Origin of the sequence: Rhodanobacter lindaniclasticus, assembly GCF_004799035.1 — a bacterium.
In the GTDB taxonomy this organism is placed as follows: Bacteria; Pseudomonadota; Gammaproteobacteria; order Xanthomonadales; family Rhodanobacteraceae; genus Rhodanobacter; species Rhodanobacter lindaniclasticus.
On the sequence record NZ_MWIO01000037.1, the window covers coordinates 1 to 18,728 of the forward strand.

The 18,728-nt window shown below is 65.0% G+C and carries 15 protein-coding genes; 7 read left to right on the forward strand and 8 right to left on the reverse strand.

Going from position 1 to position 18,728, the window contains the following annotated elements; genetic code table 11:
• The 4 genes from B1991_RS13380 to B1991_RS13395 form a co-directional block, all read right to left on the reverse strand.
• Window positions 1-284: RHS repeat-associated core domain-containing protein (locus B1991_RS13380; RefSeq protein ID WP_281280546.1), on the reverse strand; the 284-nt coding region annotated here is incomplete at its 3' end.
• 189 nt (window positions 285-473) lie between these two features.
• Window positions 474-1,022 carry a hypothetical protein gene (locus tag B1991_RS13385; RefSeq protein WP_136259179.1) on the reverse strand — a complete coding sequence of 183 codons (549 nt, stop codon included), beginning with the start codon at window positions 1,020-1,022 and terminating at the stop codon, window positions 474-476.
• Window positions 1,019-1,954, reverse strand: a complete 936-nt coding sequence (locus B1991_RS13390) for an RHS repeat-associated core domain-containing protein (protein ID WP_136259180.1) — start codon at window positions 1,952-1,954, stop codon at window positions 1,019-1,021. The genes B1991_RS13385 and B1991_RS13390 overlap by 4 nt, the downstream gene beginning before the upstream one ends.
• A gap of 12 nt (window positions 1,955-1,966) precedes the next feature.
• Window positions 1,967-8,005 (reverse strand): hypothetical protein, encoded by a 6,039-nt coding sequence (locus B1991_RS13395; RefSeq protein ID WP_136259181.1) that lies wholly within the window; start codon window positions 8,003-8,005, stop codon window positions 1,967-1,969.
• 192 nt (window positions 8,006-8,197) lie between these two features.
• Here B1991_RS13395 and B1991_RS13400 point away from each other — a divergent pair, with 192 nt between their 5' ends.
• From B1991_RS13400 to B1991_RS13420, 5 genes are all read left to right on the forward strand, one after another.
• Entirely contained in the window at window positions 8,198-8,839 is a 642-nt protein-coding gene (locus B1991_RS13400) for a glutathione S-transferase family protein (RefSeq protein ID WP_136259182.1), read from the forward strand.
• 73 nt (window positions 8,840-8,912) lie between these two features.
• Entirely contained in the window at window positions 8,913-10,775 is a 1,863-nt protein-coding gene (locus tag B1991_RS13405) for a M1 family metallopeptidase (RefSeq protein WP_136259183.1), read from the forward strand.
• 140 nt (window positions 10,776-10,915) lie between these two features.
• Window positions 10,916-11,890: an alpha/beta fold hydrolase gene (locus tag B1991_RS13410; protein WP_246031169.1), complete on the forward strand. Its 975-nt coding sequence runs from the start codon at window positions 10,916-10,918 to the stop codon at window positions 11,888-11,890.
• A 183-nt stretch (window positions 11,891-12,073) separates the two neighbouring features.
• Window positions 12,074-12,619 carry a sterol desaturase family protein gene (locus tag B1991_RS13415; protein WP_246031170.1) on the forward strand — a complete coding sequence of 182 codons (546 nt, stop codon included), beginning with the start codon at window positions 12,074-12,076 and terminating at the stop codon, window positions 12,617-12,619.
• Between the two features lie 45 nt (window positions 12,620-12,664).
• The gene (locus B1991_RS13420) at window positions 12,665-13,054 is read left to right on the forward strand and encodes a YciI family protein (protein WP_246031171.1); all 390 of its coding nucleotides are present in this window, start codon (window positions 12,665-12,667) and stop codon (window positions 13,052-13,054) included.
• A 16-nt stretch (window positions 13,055-13,070) separates the two neighbouring features.
• On the opposite strand, the gene B1991_RS13425 is transcribed toward B1991_RS13420, so the two are convergent.
• The 3 genes from B1991_RS13425 to B1991_RS13435 all read right to left on the reverse strand — a co-directional run bounded on the left by B1991_RS13425 (window position 13,071) and on the right by B1991_RS13435 (window position 16,173).
• Window positions 13,071-13,841: a M48 family metallopeptidase gene (locus B1991_RS13425; RefSeq protein WP_136259214.1), complete on the reverse strand. Its 771-nt coding sequence runs from the start codon at window positions 13,839-13,841 to the stop codon at window positions 13,071-13,073.
• Between the two features lie 132 nt (window positions 13,842-13,973).
• Complete coding sequence (locus B1991_RS13430; protein ID WP_136259186.1) at window positions 13,974-14,891, reverse strand: recombination-associated protein RdgC; 918 nt, start codon at window positions 14,889-14,891, stop codon at window positions 13,974-13,976.
• A 79-nt stretch (window positions 14,892-14,970) separates the two neighbouring features.
• The gene (locus B1991_RS13435; RefSeq protein ID WP_136259187.1) at window positions 14,971-16,173 is read right to left on the reverse strand and encodes an amino acid aminotransferase; all 1,203 of its coding nucleotides are present in this window, start codon (window positions 16,171-16,173) and stop codon (window positions 14,971-14,973) included.
• Window positions 16,174-16,435: 262 nt separating this feature from the next.
• Between B1991_RS13435 and B1991_RS13440 the strand changes: the two genes are divergently transcribed.
• On the forward strand, window positions 16,436-16,642 hold the full coding sequence (locus B1991_RS13440; protein ID WP_136259188.1) for a YdcH family protein: 207 nt from the start codon (window positions 16,436-16,438) through the stop codon (window positions 16,640-16,642).
• A gap of 4 nt (window positions 16,643-16,646) precedes the next feature.
• Window positions 16,647-17,249, forward strand: coding sequence for a GNAT family N-acetyltransferase (locus B1991_RS13445; protein WP_136259189.1), 603 nt, complete (start codon window positions 16,647-16,649; stop codon window positions 17,247-17,249).
• A 66-nt stretch (window positions 17,250-17,315) separates the two neighbouring features.
• Here B1991_RS13445 and pssA read toward each other — a convergent pair whose 3' ends face one another.
• Window positions 17,316-18,707, reverse strand: coding sequence for a CDP-diacylglycerol--serine O-phosphatidyltransferase (gene pssA / locus B1991_RS13450; RefSeq protein WP_136259190.1), 1,392 nt, complete (start codon window positions 18,705-18,707; stop codon window positions 17,316-17,318).
• Window positions 18,708-18,728: the final 21 nt, after the last annotated feature.

Sequence of the window (18,728 nt, forward strand, 5' to 3'; positions counted from 1 at the left end):
AAAAAGCCGCCCTCACCCGGATCGTAATACCGCGCCTGCATGTAGACGAACCCCGACTCCGGATCGTTCACATGCCCGGTGTACCCCGGCCCATTCGGCACCGGATTCATGCTCGCCACGGCCGTGCCGTACGGCGCGTAGTCGTATGTGGCCAAGATGGTTCCGTTGGCATCTGCCTTGGCCAGCACCGTGCCCTGCGCGTCGGTGTAGTAGTAGTGATGCGTGCCGGCATGGGCCAGGCTGGCCCATAGCGACAGGATCAACCACAGTGCCGCGATCTTCATGGTCGAAGTGCCTAGGCCACTTCAGTTACGAGCGACGATCGGTTTCACCGTGGCGCAGTACGGCGAGCACCCGCTTATGTTGCATGCCGCAGCGAATAGTCCATGGCTGCTGTTGAAGTTTATGGCTTTACTGCCAGCAGTTCGCTCCGCGCACTACGCAATTTTCCCGCTTCCTCCGACACTTTATCCCTACAACTCCAATCCGAGCCGACTCACCAAAACCAAGTTCTGCTGGGTCGTTATTTTCTCGCTGTCGCTCCAGTGCTGTATTTTGATTGCAGTCAGTACACCAATTTTGTTGACTTCGTACTGGTAGGTGAGCGCGGGCCCGCTGCCATCTGTACGGCTCACACAACCCGTTGTGGCAAGCCTAGGACAAACGGCCGAAGCATGGAACCCACCATTTGCAAGTCGCTCTAGGTCTATTTTTATTCCAGCATCGTACGTAACCGAACTAAGCCGCTCTTTTGGAATGACAAATTTTAGGTAAGCAATGGACTTGCACCTGAAGCGCTTCGAAGAGCAGTCTATGACACGCCCTGCAAACTGCGGCATATCGAGATTGTTATCTCGAATCGCATCGAGAGGCGTCCCAAGCCTGTACAGATCAGACTTGATACTAATAAAGTAGGACCCTCTTATATCAACATAACGAATCGGATCACTAATGCTCTTGATAGAATAGACCACACTCGAAGACATCATAAGTGTAGCGAGGATAACCGCAGTGGAATTCATCGCTCCTCCAAAAGTTCGCTGGCAGCATCGTTGTAGGCTTTTTGATGCGCAGCCGGGTCCGTACCCAGTATTGGCAATGCGTTGCCAAAGCCGCGCAACTCTTCTACGCTCCAATGAATTCCCTCATGCAAAAATTCCACTGATCTGGTTCGATCTGCATTACCATATCGCGTATTATGGGCAGGATTTATTCCCGATTTGTTTATATATGTATAATATCGATTGGGCGAATACATAGCTCCGAAGCTATGCCCGTTGGGATCAACAACCATCGATCTTCCAGCAAGGTTCTGCGCCACCTTGGCACCCGATATTTTGAATGTAAACGTACTTCCGCCGCTCCTGACCGAAATCGATACGGTTTTCCCCGAGGAAGCTGCTGCGTTCACACCGTTCGTAAGCGACCTCTCTACTCCGGCGTATGCCTTATGATCGGCCGCATTCGCCGGCCTAACCCCAACAATCCCCCTTACTTTAGTGACAATGTAGTCGATTTGGCACGAATAAGTGCCTCCCGATCCGCTGCGTTTGCAGGTTGTTCCCGTTGGATCAAAATTTGTGTACGGACTGTTGTTAGCATAAACATAGCGATTTTGCCCAAACACATTCCCTGGAGTGAGGCCCATCGGATCGACACTCAAGAATCGCCCCGCCGCCGGGTCGTAATACCTCGCCTGCATATAGACGAATCCCGACTCCGGATCATTCACATGCCCTGTATACCCCGGTCCGTTCGGCGCCGGACTCATGTTCATCACCGCTGTGCCGTACGGCGCGTAGTCGTATGTGGCCACGATGGCTCCGTTGGCATCGGCCTTGGCCAGCACCGTGCCCTGCACGTCGGTGTAGTAGTAGTGATGCGTGCCGGCATGGGTCAGGCCGGCCCATAGCGACAGGATCAACCACAGTGCCGCGATCTTCATGGTCGACATGCCGGGGCCTCCTCAATTCTGAACCACGGTCGGCGTCACCGTAGCGCTGTAGGGCGAGCATCCGCTCGCATTGCAGGCCTGCACGGAAACGGCATATCCCACGCCAGCGACAATGAATGGGGGAACTGACGTCGCGCTGCTGGATTTCGTGGAGCAGGTCCCGCCGTTCTGGCAGTACTGCAAGGTGTAGCTCGTGGCTCCGGCCGATGCGTTCCACGTGGCGCTCATTTGGTAGGCATAACGGCGGGCCTGGGGCGAGACGGTTCCCGCCGCCTGGCTCAATGCACCTGACAGATCATAGACATCAACGGTGGCACTGAGGCCCGTGGGTACAGCCGGAACCAGCACGACCGTCGTGGTTGCGGTACTGCTCCACGGCCCGCAGCCACCCGGATTGCAGGCCTGCACGCGATAGTCATAGTTGCCGTTGCCCTTGCCGCTGATCGCCCTGCTGGTCGCGCTTCCCGTCTGGATCGAGACCCAACTGCCGCCGTTGACTTGCTCCTGCAGGGTGTAGCTGGTTGCCGCCGTCACCGTTCCCCAGCTCACCGTGTAGCTGCCGGAGGAACTGCTGGCCGGGACATTGAGGGTGGGCGTGGTCGCCGGCGGGATCGTGACGGTCACTGCGCTGCTGGTCCTGTACGCACTGCAGCCACTCGCGTTGCACGCCTGCACCCGGTAGGTGTAACTGCCGCTCGTCGTCACCGCACGCGTACTGCTGGTGGCTGCGCCTGCATACACGCCACCCCAGCTGCCCGCGCCGAGGCGCTGCTGCAACGTGTAACTGGTCGCCGTGGCGCTGGCTGCCCAGCTCACCGCAATGCTGCCGCTACTGGTGGCAGGCACTGTGATGCTCGCCGGTACCGCAGGGGGCAGTAGCACCGTGGTGGCACCGGTACCGCTCCACGGGCCACAACCGCCGACGTTGCACGCCTGTACCCGGTAGCCATAGCTGCCGTTGCCTTTGCCACTGATCGTCTTGCTGGTGGCGCTGCCCGTCTGGATCGTGCTCCAGGCGCCGCCGTTGACCTGTTCCTGCAAGGTGTAGCTGGTGGCCGTACCTACCGCGCCCCAACTGACCGTGTAACCACCATTGGAACTGTTGGCGGGAGTGCTGACGGTCGGCGCAGTAGCCGGTGGATGCGTCACGATCAGGATGGCGTTGCCGGGCGTCCAGGCGCTGCAGCCATACGTATTGCAGGCCTGCACATGGAAGCTGTAGCTGCCGTTGGCCAAGCCGGACACGGTCGTACCGGTGCCGCTACCGTTGTAGATGCCGGCCCAACTGGTACCGCCGTTGCTGCTCTGTTCGACCACGTAGCGGGTCGCGAGGCTGGATACACCCCAGCCCAGCGTGGCGCTGCCATTGCTGCTGCTGGCCGGCACGGTCAGACCGGTCGGTGCCGCCGGTATCACCCCGTAGGTCGTGTCCACGGTCACCGCGTCGGAAACCGCCCAACCGCGAGTTCCGTAAACGTTCCTGGCCGAGACCTGGTAGGTATAGCTGCCGCTGGCGATACCCGGACGAGAGATCGCCGTTGCCGCCGTGTTGCTGGCGATCGTGGCCCAGCTACCACCATCCAGGCGTTCTTGCACATCGTAGCCACTGGCACCGGCCGAGGCGGTCCAGCTCACCGTATAAGTGCCGTTGATCGTGCCTCCGGGAACACTCACTGCCGGCATGGCAGGGCGCACGCCCACGGTGGCCGAGGTAATCCAGGCGCCGCAGGTGGTGCCCACGCAGCCTTCCGCGCGATAGGTGTAGCCGCCACCGGCCTTGCCGCTCAGCGTCTTGCTTGCCGCGCCGCCACTATAGACCGTGGCCCATGCACCACCATTGGCGCTTTCCTGCAGAAGGTAGCCCGTCGCCCCCGGCACCGCTCCCCAGCTTACCGTGTAGTTGCCATCGTTGGGATTGGCGTCGAAGCCGATCGTGGCCGGCGTCCCAAGCACCACCTCCTCGTTGTCACCGACCAGTTTGCCGCCAAGATAGATAAAACTGGTGCTCAGCGCGCTGGCTGGCGCCCACTGAAACATCAGCTGGCCAGCCTGGTTGTAGAAGTAGTACGTCGTGGCTCCGCCAACCGTTTTCGACACGCGCCGCCCGGCAGCATCGTAGGCATAACTGCCGCCCCCGACGATTTGAGTCAACTGATTCTTCTGGTCGAACACCAGCGCCGTGGCGTTCTTGCCGATGACGTTGCCGCGGTTGTCGTAGCGATAGCTGGCAAGCGTACTGGCACCATCGGTGATACTGGCCAGCTTGTTGGTGACGTCGTAGTGATACGTGGAAGTCTGGCTACCGGTCTTCAGTGTACGCAGGTTGTTGAGTGCGTCGTAGGTATAGACCTGGTTGCCCCACAGAGCCGTCGCATTGGCGCTGGTCAGCCGGTTCAGTCCGTCGTAGCCGAACGATTTGTTGCGTGGACCTCCCGCCAGGTCGGCCACCGAGGTGATGTTGCCGTTGGCGTCGTAGTCCAGATCTTCACTCAATCGCACCATGCTGCCCGCGCCATAGCTGAAGTTGCGAAGCAGTTGGCGCGCGTTCTGTTCGGCCACGTACCCCGTGCCATTGGCGAAGGCAAACTGGGCAATCTGCCCATCCGGGAAATAGCCGACACCGGTTGCATAACCGCCAGCCTGGGTCGGGCGACCCAGCGCGTCGGGGGCATAGCTGACGCTTTCACCGTCCGGGTAGTGGATCAGGCTGAGGTTGCCGTAGGCATCGTGGACGTAGCCAATGACCCAGGCGTCTTGACCGACCAATTGCAACGTCTCGCGGGTGAGCGCGCCGCGATAGTTGTACTTGCCGCTCCAGGAGCTGATACCCGACACCCCGCTGGTGAGTCGGCCCACCGGGTCGTAGTCGTAACTGGTGCTTTGCGTGCCCGTACCCACCGGCGGCAGGATCGTCTTCAGCCGGTTCATCGCGTCATAGCTGCGCGTGGTCACGTTCGTCGACTGCGCAAGCTCCGGATGGCAGTTGCCATCATTGCCCAGCGTGGCCCCGGTGACGCTCCACGCCAGATTGTTGGCGCCGTCATACCCCATGACCTCGCTGCCGCTTTCCGGCTCGTCAATACGGCAGAGACGGTGGTAGCCGTCGTACACCAACGTCTTGGTGAGACTGTTGGTCTCGGTGCCGTATGGACCCCATTGCCTGATTGACAGAGGGTTCCCGTATGGATCACGCGAGATGGCTTGGGCAATACCCTCCGGGGCCTGCACGAGGATCGGTACGTCGTAGCTGGGCGAGTCGAATACCTGATAGCTGGTGGTGGTGACATTCGTCTTGGGGTCGGTAACCCGCTGGCGAGCGCCAGACAGGGGAGCATAGGCCGTAGTCAGCACGCCCAACTCGGAATCCTGCCTGGTCTGGTAGATCCTCCCCAACGCGTCATAGTCGGTCGCCACGCCCTTGATGCCCGCAGTGATCGGTGTTTGGGTGAAGGTGAGCGCCGTGGCGCTCGGGTAAGCACGGAAGACTTTCAGACCCTTGGCATCATAGGTCGTCAAGGTGCTCGCCTGCACCGCACTGCCAATGGCGCTGTCGCTCAGCACCGGACGCAGCATGGCGTCGTAGTACGTCACCGCGTTGGCGCTGCCGGTAGTTGTGGTGCGCCGCCAATGGTTGGCGGGCAATCCCCGCTCCGCGCCCGTGACGAAACTGTAGGTGAAGGTGGTCGGCAGCCAGGCCACTTCATCGCCGGACGGATACGTGATCCCGGTGATCCGCCCTACACTGTCGTAGTCATAACTGGTGGTGTGCCCGGCCTGGTCGGTGATCGACGCGATCTGGCCGAAGTCGTCCACCGACAACGCCTGCGATTTGCCGTCCGGGTAGCCGATCGCCTGCGGGATGCCGCGCTTGTAGTTGCCCAGGGTAGTGGTGTGGTTGTTGCCGTCGGTGAAGCTGGCCAGTTGGCCAGCGCCGTTGAACGTATAGTTCATCAGCGTCTGGCCAAAGTGAGCCCGCGACAGCAAGGTGTCGTTGCTCGTCTTGTACGTATTGCTCGACTCCACCTCGCCCGTGCTTACATTGGTCACCGTCAACGGCAACCCGAGAACCCAGAGGTTGGTGTCGTTCCGGTAAGCGATGGCCTCTTCGATCGCCGCCTGCCCGCTGACCGAACTGAAGCGCTTGGTTCGAGTCACCTGGGCGTACTGGTCAAAGGCTTCCGCCTGCCAGGTGTAGGCATCGCCGTCCTGGGCGATGACACGAAGATTCATCGGCGAATACTTGGTCAGCTGGGCGACATTCACGTTGGTGAGAAAACTGGTGCCCGCCACTGTGGGAAGTGGCGCCGTCGTCGGGGCCGCGTAGCCATAGTCTTCACTGCGCAGGAGCACCGAGGAACCCGCCGCACCCGCATAGAACTCGGTGCGAAGCAATCGACTCTCGGTGATATCGAGCCGATTGCTGAAAATGCGGCGAACCGTGCTGCCATCCGGAGCCACCACGTCCGTCCAGATGGTGGTGGGACAGTTGCCCGTGCAGGTGTACCAACTGTCATTGGGTGACGAGTACTGGTAAAGCCACGTGCTGGCAGGTATGCCCGCTCCCGAGAACACCACCCGGGTCGTCGTCAAGCTGTACCACTCTTTCGGAAAAGTCGAGTAGCTCCCGCTGGTACTCGGTCCCCTGGTGTCCATGCCACGACAGATCTCGCCCACGTAAGAGCGGCCATGTTTCCGCCCCTCCAATGTGAACTGGCCCACCAGCCCGGACGGATGCGTGATGGTGCCCGTGACAGGCCCGAGATCCGTCGGCACGGCCAACGTTTCGCAACTGCTATATGAACTGCTGTTTCGCAACATGGCGCTCTGCAATGCAGCCATGTCGTAATGCCAATGGCTGCTGTCGGGCAATTTCACATCGACAAGCGAGGAGCCGTCCGTGTTGTATGTGTAGAGCCATGTTCTTGGCATACCAGAGGCTGGCTGCAGAGTTACTGCTTGAACACGGGACGTGCCAGCCACGTATGCCACGCTCAAGGCACGGCCATCGCTTGCCGTGATTCCCGTAAGAAGGCCGTTGCTGTCGTAGCTGTAGTTGAGCGTGTTGCCAAAGCGGTCCTGAACCTTGGTGACCAGGAGCACACCCAAGCCCCTCACGATGGAGTCTTTGACCGTAGCCGCATGCGCGCTGGATGATCCGGACAGGAGACTGATGAGCCCATCAACGGAAGCATCGGCAAATCGCTGAAAGGACGACTGTGGAGGCGACAGTCCCGCATCGCCAGCCGACAGTTGTCGCGACATGCCATCCGCAGGTCGGTACACGAGATAATCGAACCAATACAAGGTTCCATCCGGCGCATGGCCAAGAAAGCCCTCTCCGGGCTGTCCGTTCGCGGTCGTCGGGAGGCAACTGAAGCGCCAGTGCTCCTTGGTCACGGCCGGATAGGTGCTTTTGGTGGCCGAGTCGGCATTGGCCAACACGTCCTGGCCACCTTCTCCGGGCATGAGCAGGTGGTAACCCTTCCACCAATCGTAGGGATCCCAGAACTCCAGGTCGGGATCGCCCAAGTGGCGCACGACACTCGGCGGAGCGGTGAAATTGGTGCAGCGCGCGTTGACGTCGGCGCTTGGATTGCCGCTCGTATCCCCCGTGTTGTCGGTCTGCCAGCCATTGATTCGCTGAAGATTTCCCGCGGCACTCACGTTCCACATGGCTACCCCGGTGGGATTGTCCGCAGTCGGCTGTCTCCCCGCCGTCAGGGTTTCCAAGTGCGGCACTTCGAGTTCCCATCCGCCGAACACGGGTTCAGCCGCACCATGAATCGGCGAGTTTCCGTAAACCTCGAATCGCCTGATCAACTGCAATGCAGGACCATTGCCAGACAAGCTGATGTCGGTTTGGGTGAACGACAATGAGCCGTCATAGAGGCTGACGTTTTCGCCGAACGGATGCTCGCCCAAGGGCTGCATGTCCTGGTTGACCCGGATCAGCTTCCTGTATTCGTCTTCGGGACTGGCCGCATGGACGAGCGATGCGAATGAGCTGAGCAGCACGACCCACAGGCAGATTCCTTGCCGCGTGATACGCATCGTATTTTCCCCTGTGCCCGGCTCGACGCTCGGGCGTGTCGCGGAGGCTCTTCCTGGAAGAATCGGGTTGTCAATAGGAATTTTTCCGGACGCTCCAGTCCGGGCAGGTTTTGTGCGCGACCGGCGCAAGAACCGGATAGCGGGCCGCGCCCGGCGCTGCCAGAGTTTGCGTCCCCCTCACCGGAGTTGCCCATGCTCACCCTGTACGATTATCTGCCCTCGCAGAACGCCTGGAAGGTGCGCCAGTTGCTGCATCATCTCGGACGGGCGTACCGCACGGTGGAGGTCAGCATCTTCGAGGGCGAGGGGCGCAGCGAAAGCTACCTGCGCGTCAGCCCGACCGGCACGGTGCCGGCGATCGAGCTGGACGACGGCCGCACGCTGGCGGAATCGAACGCGATCCTGATGTACCTGGCTGACGGCACGCCGTACGTGCCGGGTGATGCGTTCGGCCGCGCCAAGGTGCAGCAGTGGCTGCATTTCGAGCAGGAGCGGGTGGAGTCGGTGCTCGGCGCGCTGCGCCACTGGACGCTGACCGGCAAGCTGGTGCGCCGTCCGCCCGCGCTGGTCGAAGCCAAGCGCCAGGCCGCGGCGCGCACACTGGAGATCCTGGAGCGCGAGCTGTCGGGCCGCAACTTCATCGCTGGCGAGCGTTACAGCATCGCCGACATCGCGCTCTTCGCCTACGGAAGTCGCGCGGCCGAGGCGGACTTCGCGCTGGACGGATATTCCGCGATCCGCGCCTGGATCGCGCGGGTGGAGGCGCAGCCGGGCTTTCTCGCCACCATGCATCCCTACGCGAGCGACCCGCATTCGGTGCGCGAGCTGCCCTGAGCTTCTGTCACAGGCGGTACCCGTCGGCGCGGTGGCATACTCGGGGTTTCCCGGCCCGAGAGACCTCCCGCCCATGCGCCTGTTTTCGCTTCTTGCCTTCGGTACGCTGCTGTTGCCCGTGGCCGCCCAGGCCAACGATCCGAACTCCTACGCCCAGCCCGACCAGGTACGCGTGACGCATCTGGACCTGGACCTGAAGATCGACTTCCCGCACAAGCAGCTCGCCGGCCAGGCCACGCTGAAGCTGGATTGGCGCAACCCGCAGGCACAGTCGCTGGTGCTGGACACGCGCGACCTGAAGATCGCCAAGGTCGAGGCGCTGGCGACCAACGGCAAGGCCACGCCGCTGAAATACGCGCTGGCGCCGCGCGACAAGGAGCTGGGCAGCAAGCTCACCATCACCGCGCCGAAGCATCCGGCACAGGTGCGCATCGTCTACAGCACGGCGCCCACCGCTTCGGGCCTGCAGTGGCTGACCCCGGCGCAGACCAGGGACAAGCGCGCGCCGTTCATGTTCTCGCAGTCCGAATCCATCCACGCGCGCTCGTGGGTGCCGCTGCAGGATTCGCCGGCCATCCGCTTTACCTACGACGCGCACGTCAGCGCGCCGAAGAACATCCGCGTGGTGATGAGCGCGCTCAACGACGCGCAGCATCCGCTGGACGGCGATTTCCGCTTCGATCAGCCGCATCCGATCCCGTCCTACCTGCTGGCGATTGCCGCCGGCGACATCGCGGTGAAGGAAACCGGCCCGCGTTCGGCCGTGTATGCCGAACCCTCGGTGGTGGCCAAGGCCGCGCACGAGTTCGAGGACACCGAGAAACTGATCGAGGCCACCGAAGAGCTGTACGGCCCGTACGCCTGGGGCCGCTACGACATCCTGGTGCTGCCGCCGTCGTTCCCGTTCGGCGGCATGGAAAACCCGAACATGACGTTCGCCACGCCGACCGTGCTGGTCGGCGACAAGAGCCTGGTCTCGCTGGTCTCGCACGAGCTGGCGCACTCGTGGTCGGGCAACCTGGTGACCAGCGCGGCGTGGCGCGACATCTGGCTCAACGAAGGCTTCACCACCTACGTGCAGGGCCGCATCACCGAGGCGGTCTACGGCAAGAGCCAGGCCGACGAGGAGGCGCTGCTGTCGGCGCGCGCGCTGCAGAAGAGCATCGGCGACATGGCCGAGAACGCGCAGAAGCTGGCGCCGGACCCGCGCGGCGTGGGTGCCGACGACGCGCTGTCCGACGTGGCCTACGACAAGGGCTCGTGGTTCCTGCGCACGCTGGAGCAGCGCTTCGGCCGCGCGGATTTCGACGCTTATCTCAAGGGCTACTTCGCCCACTTCGCCTGGCACAGCATCACCACCGAGCAGATGCTCGACTACATGAAGCCGAACCTGATCGAGAAGTACCCCGGCAAGATGAGCTGGGCCGAGGTGCGCGAATGGATTTACGGCAGCGGCATCCCCAAGGATGCGCCGCTGCCCGAGTCGCCGCGCTTCGACGCGATCGACAAGGAGCGCGGCGAGTTCCTCGCCGGCACGCTGGCGGCCGACAAGCTCGACGCCAAGGGCTGGAACACGCAGGAGTGGATGTACTTCCTCGACCGCCTGCCCGATGCGCCGGCGCTGGACAAGATGCAGCAGCTGGATGCTGCCTGGCACCTCACCGGCACGCCGAACGCGGAGATCGGCATGCGCTGGTACAGCCACGCGATCGCCGCCGGCGACAAGGCGGTGTGGGACGCCGCCGCCGAGCACATGACCCGGATCGGCCGCATCTACCTCACCACGCCGCTGTACAAGGCGTTCGTGAAAACGCCGGAAGGACTGGCTTTCGCCGAGCAGGTCTACGCCAAGGCCAAAGCCGGCTACCACCCGCTGACCCAGCAGGTGGTGGAAGGCATTCTCGCCAAGGCCAGGCAGCCGAAGCAGGCGAAGTAACCGAAGCTCCTCCCCTTGCGCGGCAGGGGGAGGTTGGGAGGGGGTAGCTCTTGATCTTCAAGATCAAAAGCACCCCACCCCGGCCCTCCCCTGCAGAGCAGGGGAGGGAGTGAAACCCGCGGACCTCACCAAGAAACCTCATGCCGCCATCAACCACCACCCCACTCTGGAAACGCATGCTGCTGCGGCGGCTGAAGTTCCTCGCCTGGCTGGTGGCGCTGTTGGCCATCCTGCTCGGCGGCAGCTACCTGTTCGCGCCGCAATGGCTGATGCGCGCCGGGCACCTGCGCGAGGCGATGGCGGCCAAGCTGGAAACGCACAGCGTGCAAGTCGGCGACACCCGCTGGTCGTACTACGAAGGCGGCGAAGGCCCGACCATCGTGCTGCTGCACGGTTTCGCCGGCGACAAGGAGGTCTGGCTGCCGGTGGCCGCGTTGCTGACTGCGCACTTCCACCTGGTCATCCCCGACCTACCCGGCTGGGGCGAATCCTCGCGCGTGGCGCAGGGCAACTACGACGTCGACGCCCAGGCTGCGCGGCTGGACGCGTTCGTGCAGGCACTGCGCCTGCCGCGCTTCATGCTGGCCGGCCATGGCACCGGCGCGACGATCGCCGCCGCATATGCCGCCGACCAGCCGCAACGCGTGGCGGGCGTGGCCCTGCTCGACGCGTACGGCCTGAAGGCCGACGAGAGCGACTTTGCGCGCCTGGCAAGCGCGGGCAAGAACCCTTACCTGTTCGATGACCGCGCCGGTTACGCGCGACTGACCGCGCTGGAGTTTGCGCAGCCGCCCGGCCTGCCCGGCCGCTTCGTCGACGTGCTGGTCGAGCGCAACCGGCGCGACCACGACTTCATCCAGCGCACGTTCCAGGCCGTGCACGCGCAGCCGCTGGCGTTGCAGCAGCGGCTGGGCCGGCTGACCATGCCGGTGCTGGGCGTGTGGTGCCACGACGACAGGATCACCGACATCTCGGCGCTGGACAGCCTGCGCAACGGGTTGACCGCGGCCAGTGCGATCAGCACCAGCACCATCAGCGGGTGCAATCACATGCCGATGCTGGAGAAGCCGGACACCACTGCACAGATACTCACCGGTTTCGCGCTCTCCCACTGACGCAGGCGGCGCGAACCAAGCCGCTCAGGCTGCGCTCAGCCGTGACCGACAAAAGTAACGTGGTTTGTTGTTGCCAACGTGGGAGAATGGGGATATGGGCCTGCAAACCGGCAGCGCGCCAGGGAAGAACGTGCAGCGATGATGCGAAACCTCATGCATTCAGGCGTGGACGCGATTGCGCGGATGTCCACCACGCGGACCAACTACTGGACCGAGCTGGTGCTGGACACGGCGCTGGGCGCATGGCTGCTGGCCGTCGGCTGGCGCCATCTCGACGGCGGCCCCTGGCTGGCCGCGGGCGCGATCGCGCTGGGCCTGTTCGCCTTCAGCTTCATCGAGTACTTCTTCCACCGCTGGATGTTCCACACCCGCATCCCGCTGTTCGAGCAGGGCCACCGCATGCACCACGAGCGCCCGCTCGGCTACGACTCGCTGCCGTTCTTCCTGCCGGCGATGGTGCTGATTGCGCTCACCGCGGTGCTGGTCGTGCTGATGCCGTTCGGCTTCGCGCTGCTGCTGGCCGGCTCGATCACGCTCGGTTACATCGTCTACGGCCTGGTCCACTTCATCATCCACCACGTGCGCTTCAAGCAGCCGCTGCTGCGCCGCTGGGCCGGCGCCCACCACGTGCACCACTACCATCCGGACACCAACTTCGGCGTCACCACGCCGCTGTGGGACATCCTGCTGCGCACCCGCTACGTGCGCCAGCCGCGCAAGGCAGTCTGACCGGCGCGGCACCGCGCCCCTACCGAGAGGCCAGGTTCCATGCCCATGAACGAGTACCTGCTGATCTCGCGCGGACAATGGGACGAAGGCGCCGACAAGGACGCCGTGCAGGACACCATCGACCGCTTCTACGCCTGGTACGAAGAAGGCCTGGCGCAGGGGCGACTCAAGCCGGGCAGCCGCCTGGCGAACCGCGGCAAGCTGATCTCCCGGACTGCCATCACCGACGGGCCCTTCAGCGAATCCAAGGAGCTGATCGGCGGCTACTGGTTCATCGTGGCCGACACGCTGGAGGAGGCCGCCGCGATCGCCGCGGAAAACCCCTGCCTCGCCTTCGGCCTGACGCTGGAAGTGCGCGCGCTGGATCCGGCGCGCTCCAGCGTGGCGATGGTCACCAGCGAGACACCGCAAAGCTGGAAGAAAGCCGACGCCTGAGCCGGCGCCGCGCCGCTCAATCGGCCACGTCGGCGACCAGCCGGTCGAGTTCGGCCTTGAGGATGGCGCCGTGCTGGCGCAGCCAGTCGCGTTGTTCGCGCCAGTCGGGATAGAGCGTTTCCACCAGCGCCCAGAAGCGCGGCGAGTGGTTGCGCACGCGCAGGTGGCACAGCTCGTGGACCAGCACGTAGCGCAACGCCGCCGCCGGTGCCAGCGCCAGCGCGAGGTCGAGATTGATGCGGTCGCGCGTGTCCAGGCTGCCCCACAGGCTCTTCATCGGACGGATGCGCAGCGAGGTCGGCGCCAGGCCCAGTTGCGGCACGTGGACGGCCATCCAGCGCGACACGTCGCGACGGATCAGCAACTCCAGATGAGAGGCGAGCAGGCCGCGGGCGATCGGCAAGGCGCGGCTGTGCGGGCGCGGCACCACCAGGGTCAGGCCGCGCGCATGCGCCTCGATCTTCGGATAGGCGCCCTCGGACCAGTCCAGTTCCGCCAGTTCGCCGCGCAGCGGAAAGTGGCAGGCATGGCCGATGCGCAGCGGCGGCAGCGGCTTGACGATCAGGTTCAGCTCATCGAGCTTCTGCTCCAGCCAGTGTGCGTGGCTGCGCAGGAACGCGCTGACCTGGGCCGGATGCGTGCCGCGCGGGTACGACACCCGCGCGCCCTTGGGCGTGACGGTGAGGCGCAAGCGCCGCGCACGCGGATGGGCAGCCTTCAACACCCGGATGGTGTTGCCGCCTTCCATCGCCAGTTCCAGCCAGTCGCCTTCGAGATGCTGCGTCATGTCCTGCCGTCCATCCGGTACGCCATGCGCGGTCGGCGTGGCGAGTCCGGACAGACAGTATGCCGGCAAGCCGGCGCTCCGGCGCAAGGGCCGGGCGTCATGCCGGTGGGCCGCCCCGGCCGGGGCCAAATCTCAGCCGTCAGTGGGACGCGGCAGACCGAACCACTCCTCCAGTTTCGCCAGCAACCGCGCCAGTTCCAGCGTCAGCAGGGCGAAGCTGGCGTCCATTTCGGCGTGGGCGTCCTGCTGGCTGTCGCCCAGCTCGTCCATCACCACGTCGAGGAACTTCAGCTTGCGGATGACCAGGTCCTCGCCCAGCACGAAGCTGATGCGGTCGTCGAAGGTCAGCCCCAGCAGGAACACCTGCTTGCCGTTGCGCAGATGCTCCTTGACCTCCTCGGCGTCCAGGTCCTGCCGGCGGCAGCGCGCGATGGCGCCGGTGGCGGTGGCCGGATCGCGCAGTTCGCATTCGTCGCCCAGCGCCAGCCCGGCCGGCAGGTTGCCGGTGGCCAGCCAGTCGGTCATCAGCACGCGCGGGCCCTCTTCCGGCGCCAGCGGCACCGCCGGGAAGCTGCCCAGCGCCTCGCGCACCTGGCTCAGCGCGGTCTCGGCCGACTTGCGGCTGGAGGTGTCCAGCACCAGCCAGCCATGCTTCTTGTCGACGTAGGCGGACATGCGCGACTGCCGCACGAACGCGCGCGGCAGCAGCTCGTTGAGCAGGTCCTCCTTGATCCGCTTGCGCTCGCGGCCGCCGACCTTGCGGCCTTCCTCCTCGGCGATCTTCTGCACCTTGCGCTGCAGCTCGTCATTGATGACGGCGGCGGGCAGCAGCTTGTCCTCGCCGCCGACGGTGAACAGGGTGGACTGCTTCACCGCATGGGTGAGCGGCTCGCCCTCGCCGCGGCCGACCGGCGGCACGAAGCCCTTGGTGAACATCTCCAGCGGACCGCAGGGGCGCAGCCGATGCTCGGCCAAGGCCTCATCGAGGCGGTCGAGATCGGTGGCGACGGCGGGGGAAAAACGGAACAGGGTGAGGTTGCGGAAGAACATTCGGTATCCGGGTCAGTGTTGCGGGAAACAGGTAGTTTCGCCGTCGTTCCGACGAAAGCCGGGACGATGGTCATGGGTATCAGCGGCAGACGGCAGCCACCGCCGCCGCCACCGTGTCGAGGTTGGCGTGGTTCAACGCGGCCACGCAAATGCGCCCGCTGTCGAGTGCGTAGATCGCGTGCTCGTCGCGCAGGCGATGTACCTGCGCCTTGCTCAGGCCGGAGTAGGAGAACATGCCGGCCTGCTTGTTGATGAAGCCGAAATCCGGCGCGCCGAGCGCGGCCAGCTTCTCGACGAAGCCGGCGCGCATGGCGTGGATGCGCGAACGCATGCCGCCCAGCTCCTGCTCCCAGCGCGCGCGCAGCTCGGCGCTGCCGAGCACGCCGGCGACCAGCGCGGCGCCGTGGGTGGACGGGCTGGAATAGATCGTGCGGATCACCTGCTTGATCTTCGACTGCAGCCGCTCGGCCTCGCCGCGATCGGCGCCGACCATCGACAGCGCGCCCACGCGCTCGCCGTACAGCGAGAACGACTTGGAGTACGAGTTGGCGACCACGAACGCCTCGATGCCGGACTCCGCCAGCACGCGCACCGCGGTGGCGTCCTGCGCGGTGCCGCGGTCGAAGCCCTGGTAGGCCATGTCGACGAACGGCAGCAGTTTGCGCTCGCGCAGCAACTCGACCAGCTGCGCCCACTGCGCGGCGTCCAGGTCCACGCCGGTGGGGTTGTGACAGCACGCGTGCAGCAGCACCACGGTGCCCGGCTCCATCCGGCCCAGGTCTTCCAGCATGCCGGCGAAATCCGGGCCATGACTGGCCGCGTCGTAATAGCGATATTCCAGCAGTTCGAAGCCGGCGGTGCGGAACACCACGTGGTGGTTGCCCCAGCTCGGGCTGCTGATCGCGACCTTCGCCTTCGCGCCGGCCACCTGCTTGAGCAGATCGGCCGCCACGCGCAACGCGGCGCTGCCGCCGATGGTCTGCGCGGTGGCCACGCGGCCGGCGGCCAGCAGCGGCGACTGCTCACCGAACACCAGTTGCTGGGTCAGCCGGTTGTACGCCGCCAGCCCGTCGATCGGCAGGTAGCCGCGCGGCTTCGCCGCGGCGGCAAGCGCCAGTTCCACCTCGTGCACGGTGGGCAGCAGCGGAATGCGCCCCTGTTCGTCCACGTAGATGCCCACGCCGAGATTGATCTTGTGCGGTCGCGCGTCCGCCAGATAGGTTTCGGTGAGGCCCAGGATCGGATCGCCGGGGGCCATTTCAACGGGGGCAAAGAAGGACACGATCGGTACTCGATGGGTGGGGAAGGCACGCGCCGGGGCCGTCGATGGACGGTTTTCTCCGGCATGCGGTGCGACGCACGGAAAAACGGTGCGAAACGCCGTTGACTATAGCAAGAGCCGGCTGGCCACCGCAGTGGCGGACGGGAGCAGCCGCGACCGACTGCAGTGCGCAGGGGTCGTCGCGCGCGCCATGGCGATCACTGCTGGCGCGACGCCACCAGCGCGCTAAACTGAGCAGTACGTCACACGTTTGGCCATTGCCATGCCGATCCAGGATCACGCCGAAATCGTCCACCTGCTTGCCGAGCTCAAGCTGGAGCATCGCGATCTCGACGCGGCGATCGAAGAACTGGCCCACGCGATCGGCCGTGACGAATTGCAGCTGACCCGGCTGAAGAAGCGCAAGCTGCTGCTGAAGGACCACATCGCACGGCTGGAAAGCAAGCTGATCCCCGACCTCGACGCCTGAACCCATGACCCTGTTCGCCCCGATTGACCTGCACGACGAGTACGTCGCGCTGGAACCGCTGACGCCGGAACATGCGCCCGCGCTGGAAACCGCCGCCGCCGACGGCGAGCTGTGGAACCTCGCCGTCACCAGCGTGCCGCCGCCGGGCCAGGCCCGCAGCTATGTCGAGAAGGCGCTGCAAGGCCAGGCTGAGGGCCACATGCTGCCGTTCGCCGTGCGCGAGGCGCGCAGCGGCGACATCGTCGGCAGCACGCGCTATTACGAGATCGACGCCGCCGTGCCGCGCCTGGCCATCGGCTACACCTGGTACGCCAAGCGCTGGCAGAAGAGTCACCTCAACACCGCCTGCAAGCGCTTGCTGCTGGAGCACGCGTTCGAGACCCTGGGCTGCGCGGCGGTGGCCTTCCACACCGACGTGCTGAACGAGGATTCGCAGCGCGCGATCGAGCGCCTCGGCGCGCAACGCGAAGGCGTGCTGCGCGCGCACCGGCGCCGCACCGACGGCAGCCTGCGCGACACGGTCTGCTTCAGCATCCTCGCCGAGGAATGGGGCAACGTCGCCAACTGGCTGGACATGCGCCTGAGCCGCCTGACCGCGAACCTGTAGGGCGGGCACCGCCCGCCGGCTTTTCCAACGCGACCGGTCCAGCAGGGGCGGCGGGTCGTGCCCGCCCTACAACAGGCGATTGACCAGACGGGCGAGTTGCGTGCGATTCAGGCGGCGCAGCAGCCGACGCACTTCGGGCGGGTACCGGCGCGGGCTTTCCAGCGCGCGGTAATCGGCCAGCTGCACGGCATGCCGACGCAGTGCCGCCCATTCCGCCTGGTGCTGCGCGTGCAACCGTTTCGTCGGGTCACGCAGCAGCAGGCCATTTTCCAGGTCCAGCGACCAGGCACGCGGGTTGAGGTTGTGGCCGGTCAGCACGGCCACGTCGTCATCCATGAACAGTCCTTTCAGGTGGTAGCTGTTGTCGCCATCGCGCCACAGGTGCAGCCGCAGCTGGCCGGCCTCGATCTGCGCGCGATGCGTGCGCGCGAAGCGGCGCAGGTTGTGCTCGTACAGGTAGGGCAGCAGGCCGATGGTGCGGAACGGCTGCTCCGGCGGGATGTAGAAATCGTTGGCGGTCTTGTCGCCGACCATGATGTCGATGCGGCAGCCGCGCCGCAGCAGCTGGCCGAGCACGGCGCGCACCGGGCGCGGCAGGTTGAAGTACGGGGTGAGCAGGATCACCCGTTGCCGCGCGCCGCGCAGCAGTGCCAGCAGCACCGCATCGAGCTGGTTGTCGCGACCGAAACCCAGCAACGGGGTCACCGCCACCTCGCCGGGCCCGGGCTCCGTCGCCGACACCTCGTAGCGCGCGTGCTGCAGTTGCTCGCGCAGCAGGCGAATCTGCGGCTGCAGGTTCCGCGTGCGCGGCACCCCGGGCAAGTCCAGTCGGCGCACCGCGGCGCTGTCGGCCAGCTCGCGCTGCACGAAGGCGGCCATCGAATCGGCCAGCGGCGCATGGCGCAGCAGGTGATAGCGGTCGAGCCGGTAGCGTCGGTGCCGCGCCAGGTAGACGTCGTTGAGGCTGGCACCGCTGTAGAGCACCGCGTCGTCGATCACGAAACCCTTCAGGTGCAGCACGCCGAACAGCTCGCGGTTCTGCACCGGCACGCCGTAGATCTCGACGCCCGGGCCGAGGCGCTCGGCGTACTCGCGGTACATGCCGGCGTTGCCTTCGCTCTTCTGCTTGCCGATCAGGCCGCGTTGCGCCCGATGCCAGTCGACGAACACCGAAACCTGCAGCTCCGGCCGGCGCGCCTTCGCCGCGTACAAGGCGTCGAGCACCTCGCGCCCGCCGTCGTCGTCCTGCAGGTACAGGGTCACGATCACGATGCGCCGGGTCGCCGCGGCGATCAGCTCCAGCAGGGTTCGCCGGAACGCGGCGGCATCCGCCAGCGTGGCGATCGACGCGGCCGGCACGGCGAACGCGGGCAGCTCGTCCAGCGCCACGCGGGTGGCGCGTCGAAACGGCAAGATGCGTCGCGCCAGGCGACGCGGCGCGCCGATCAGACGGTTCATCGGCGGCCCGACTCGTGCAGG

Excerpts from the sequence above, each read along its gene's own strand:
- B1991_RS13420 (WP_246031171.1), top strand. The coding sequence starts at position 12,665 with ATGAACGAGTACCTGCTGATCTCGCGCGGACAATGGGACGAAGGCGCC.
- B1991_RS13440 (WP_136259188.1), top strand. The coding sequence starts at position 16,436 with ATGCCGATCCAGGATCACGCCGAAATCGTCCACCTGCTTGCCGAGCTC.
- B1991_RS13410 (WP_246031169.1), top strand. The coding sequence starts at position 10,916 with ATGCCGCCATCAACCACCACCCCACTCTGGAAACGCATGCTGCTGCGG.
- B1991_RS13415 (WP_246031170.1), top strand. The coding sequence starts at position 12,074 with ATGTCCACCACGCGGACCAACTACTGGACCGAGCTGGTGCTGGACACG.
- B1991_RS13425 (WP_136259214.1), bottom strand. The coding sequence starts at position 13,841 with ATGACGCAGCATCTCGAAGGCGACTGGCTGGAACTGGCGATGGAAGGC.
- B1991_RS13385 (WP_136259179.1), bottom strand. The coding sequence starts at position 1,022 with ATGAATTCCACTGCGGTTATCCTCGCTACACTTATGATGTCTTCGAGT.
- pssA (WP_136259190.1), bottom strand. The coding sequence starts at position 18,707 with ATGAACCGTCTGATCGGCGCGCCGCGTCGCCTGGCGCGACGCATCTTG.
- B1991_RS13395 (WP_136259181.1), bottom strand. The coding sequence starts at position 8,005 with ATGCGTATCACGCGGCAAGGAATCTGCCTGTGGGTCGTGCTGCTCAGC.
- B1991_RS13430 (WP_136259186.1), bottom strand. The coding sequence starts at position 14,891 with ATGTTCTTCCGCAACCTCACCCTGTTCCGTTTTTCCCCCGCCGTCGCC.
- B1991_RS13405 (WP_136259183.1), top strand. The coding sequence starts at position 8,913 with ATGCGCCTGTTTTCGCTTCTTGCCTTCGGTACGCTGCTGTTGCCCGTG.
- B1991_RS13445 (WP_136259189.1), top strand. The coding sequence starts at position 16,647 with ATGACCCTGTTCGCCCCGATTGACCTGCACGACGAGTACGTCGCGCTG.
- B1991_RS13400 (WP_136259182.1), top strand. The coding sequence starts at position 8,198 with ATGCTCACCCTGTACGATTATCTGCCCTCGCAGAACGCCTGGAAGGTG.
- B1991_RS13390 (WP_136259180.1), bottom strand. The coding sequence starts at position 1,954 with ATGTCGACCATGAAGATCGCGGCACTGTGGTTGATCCTGTCGCTATGG.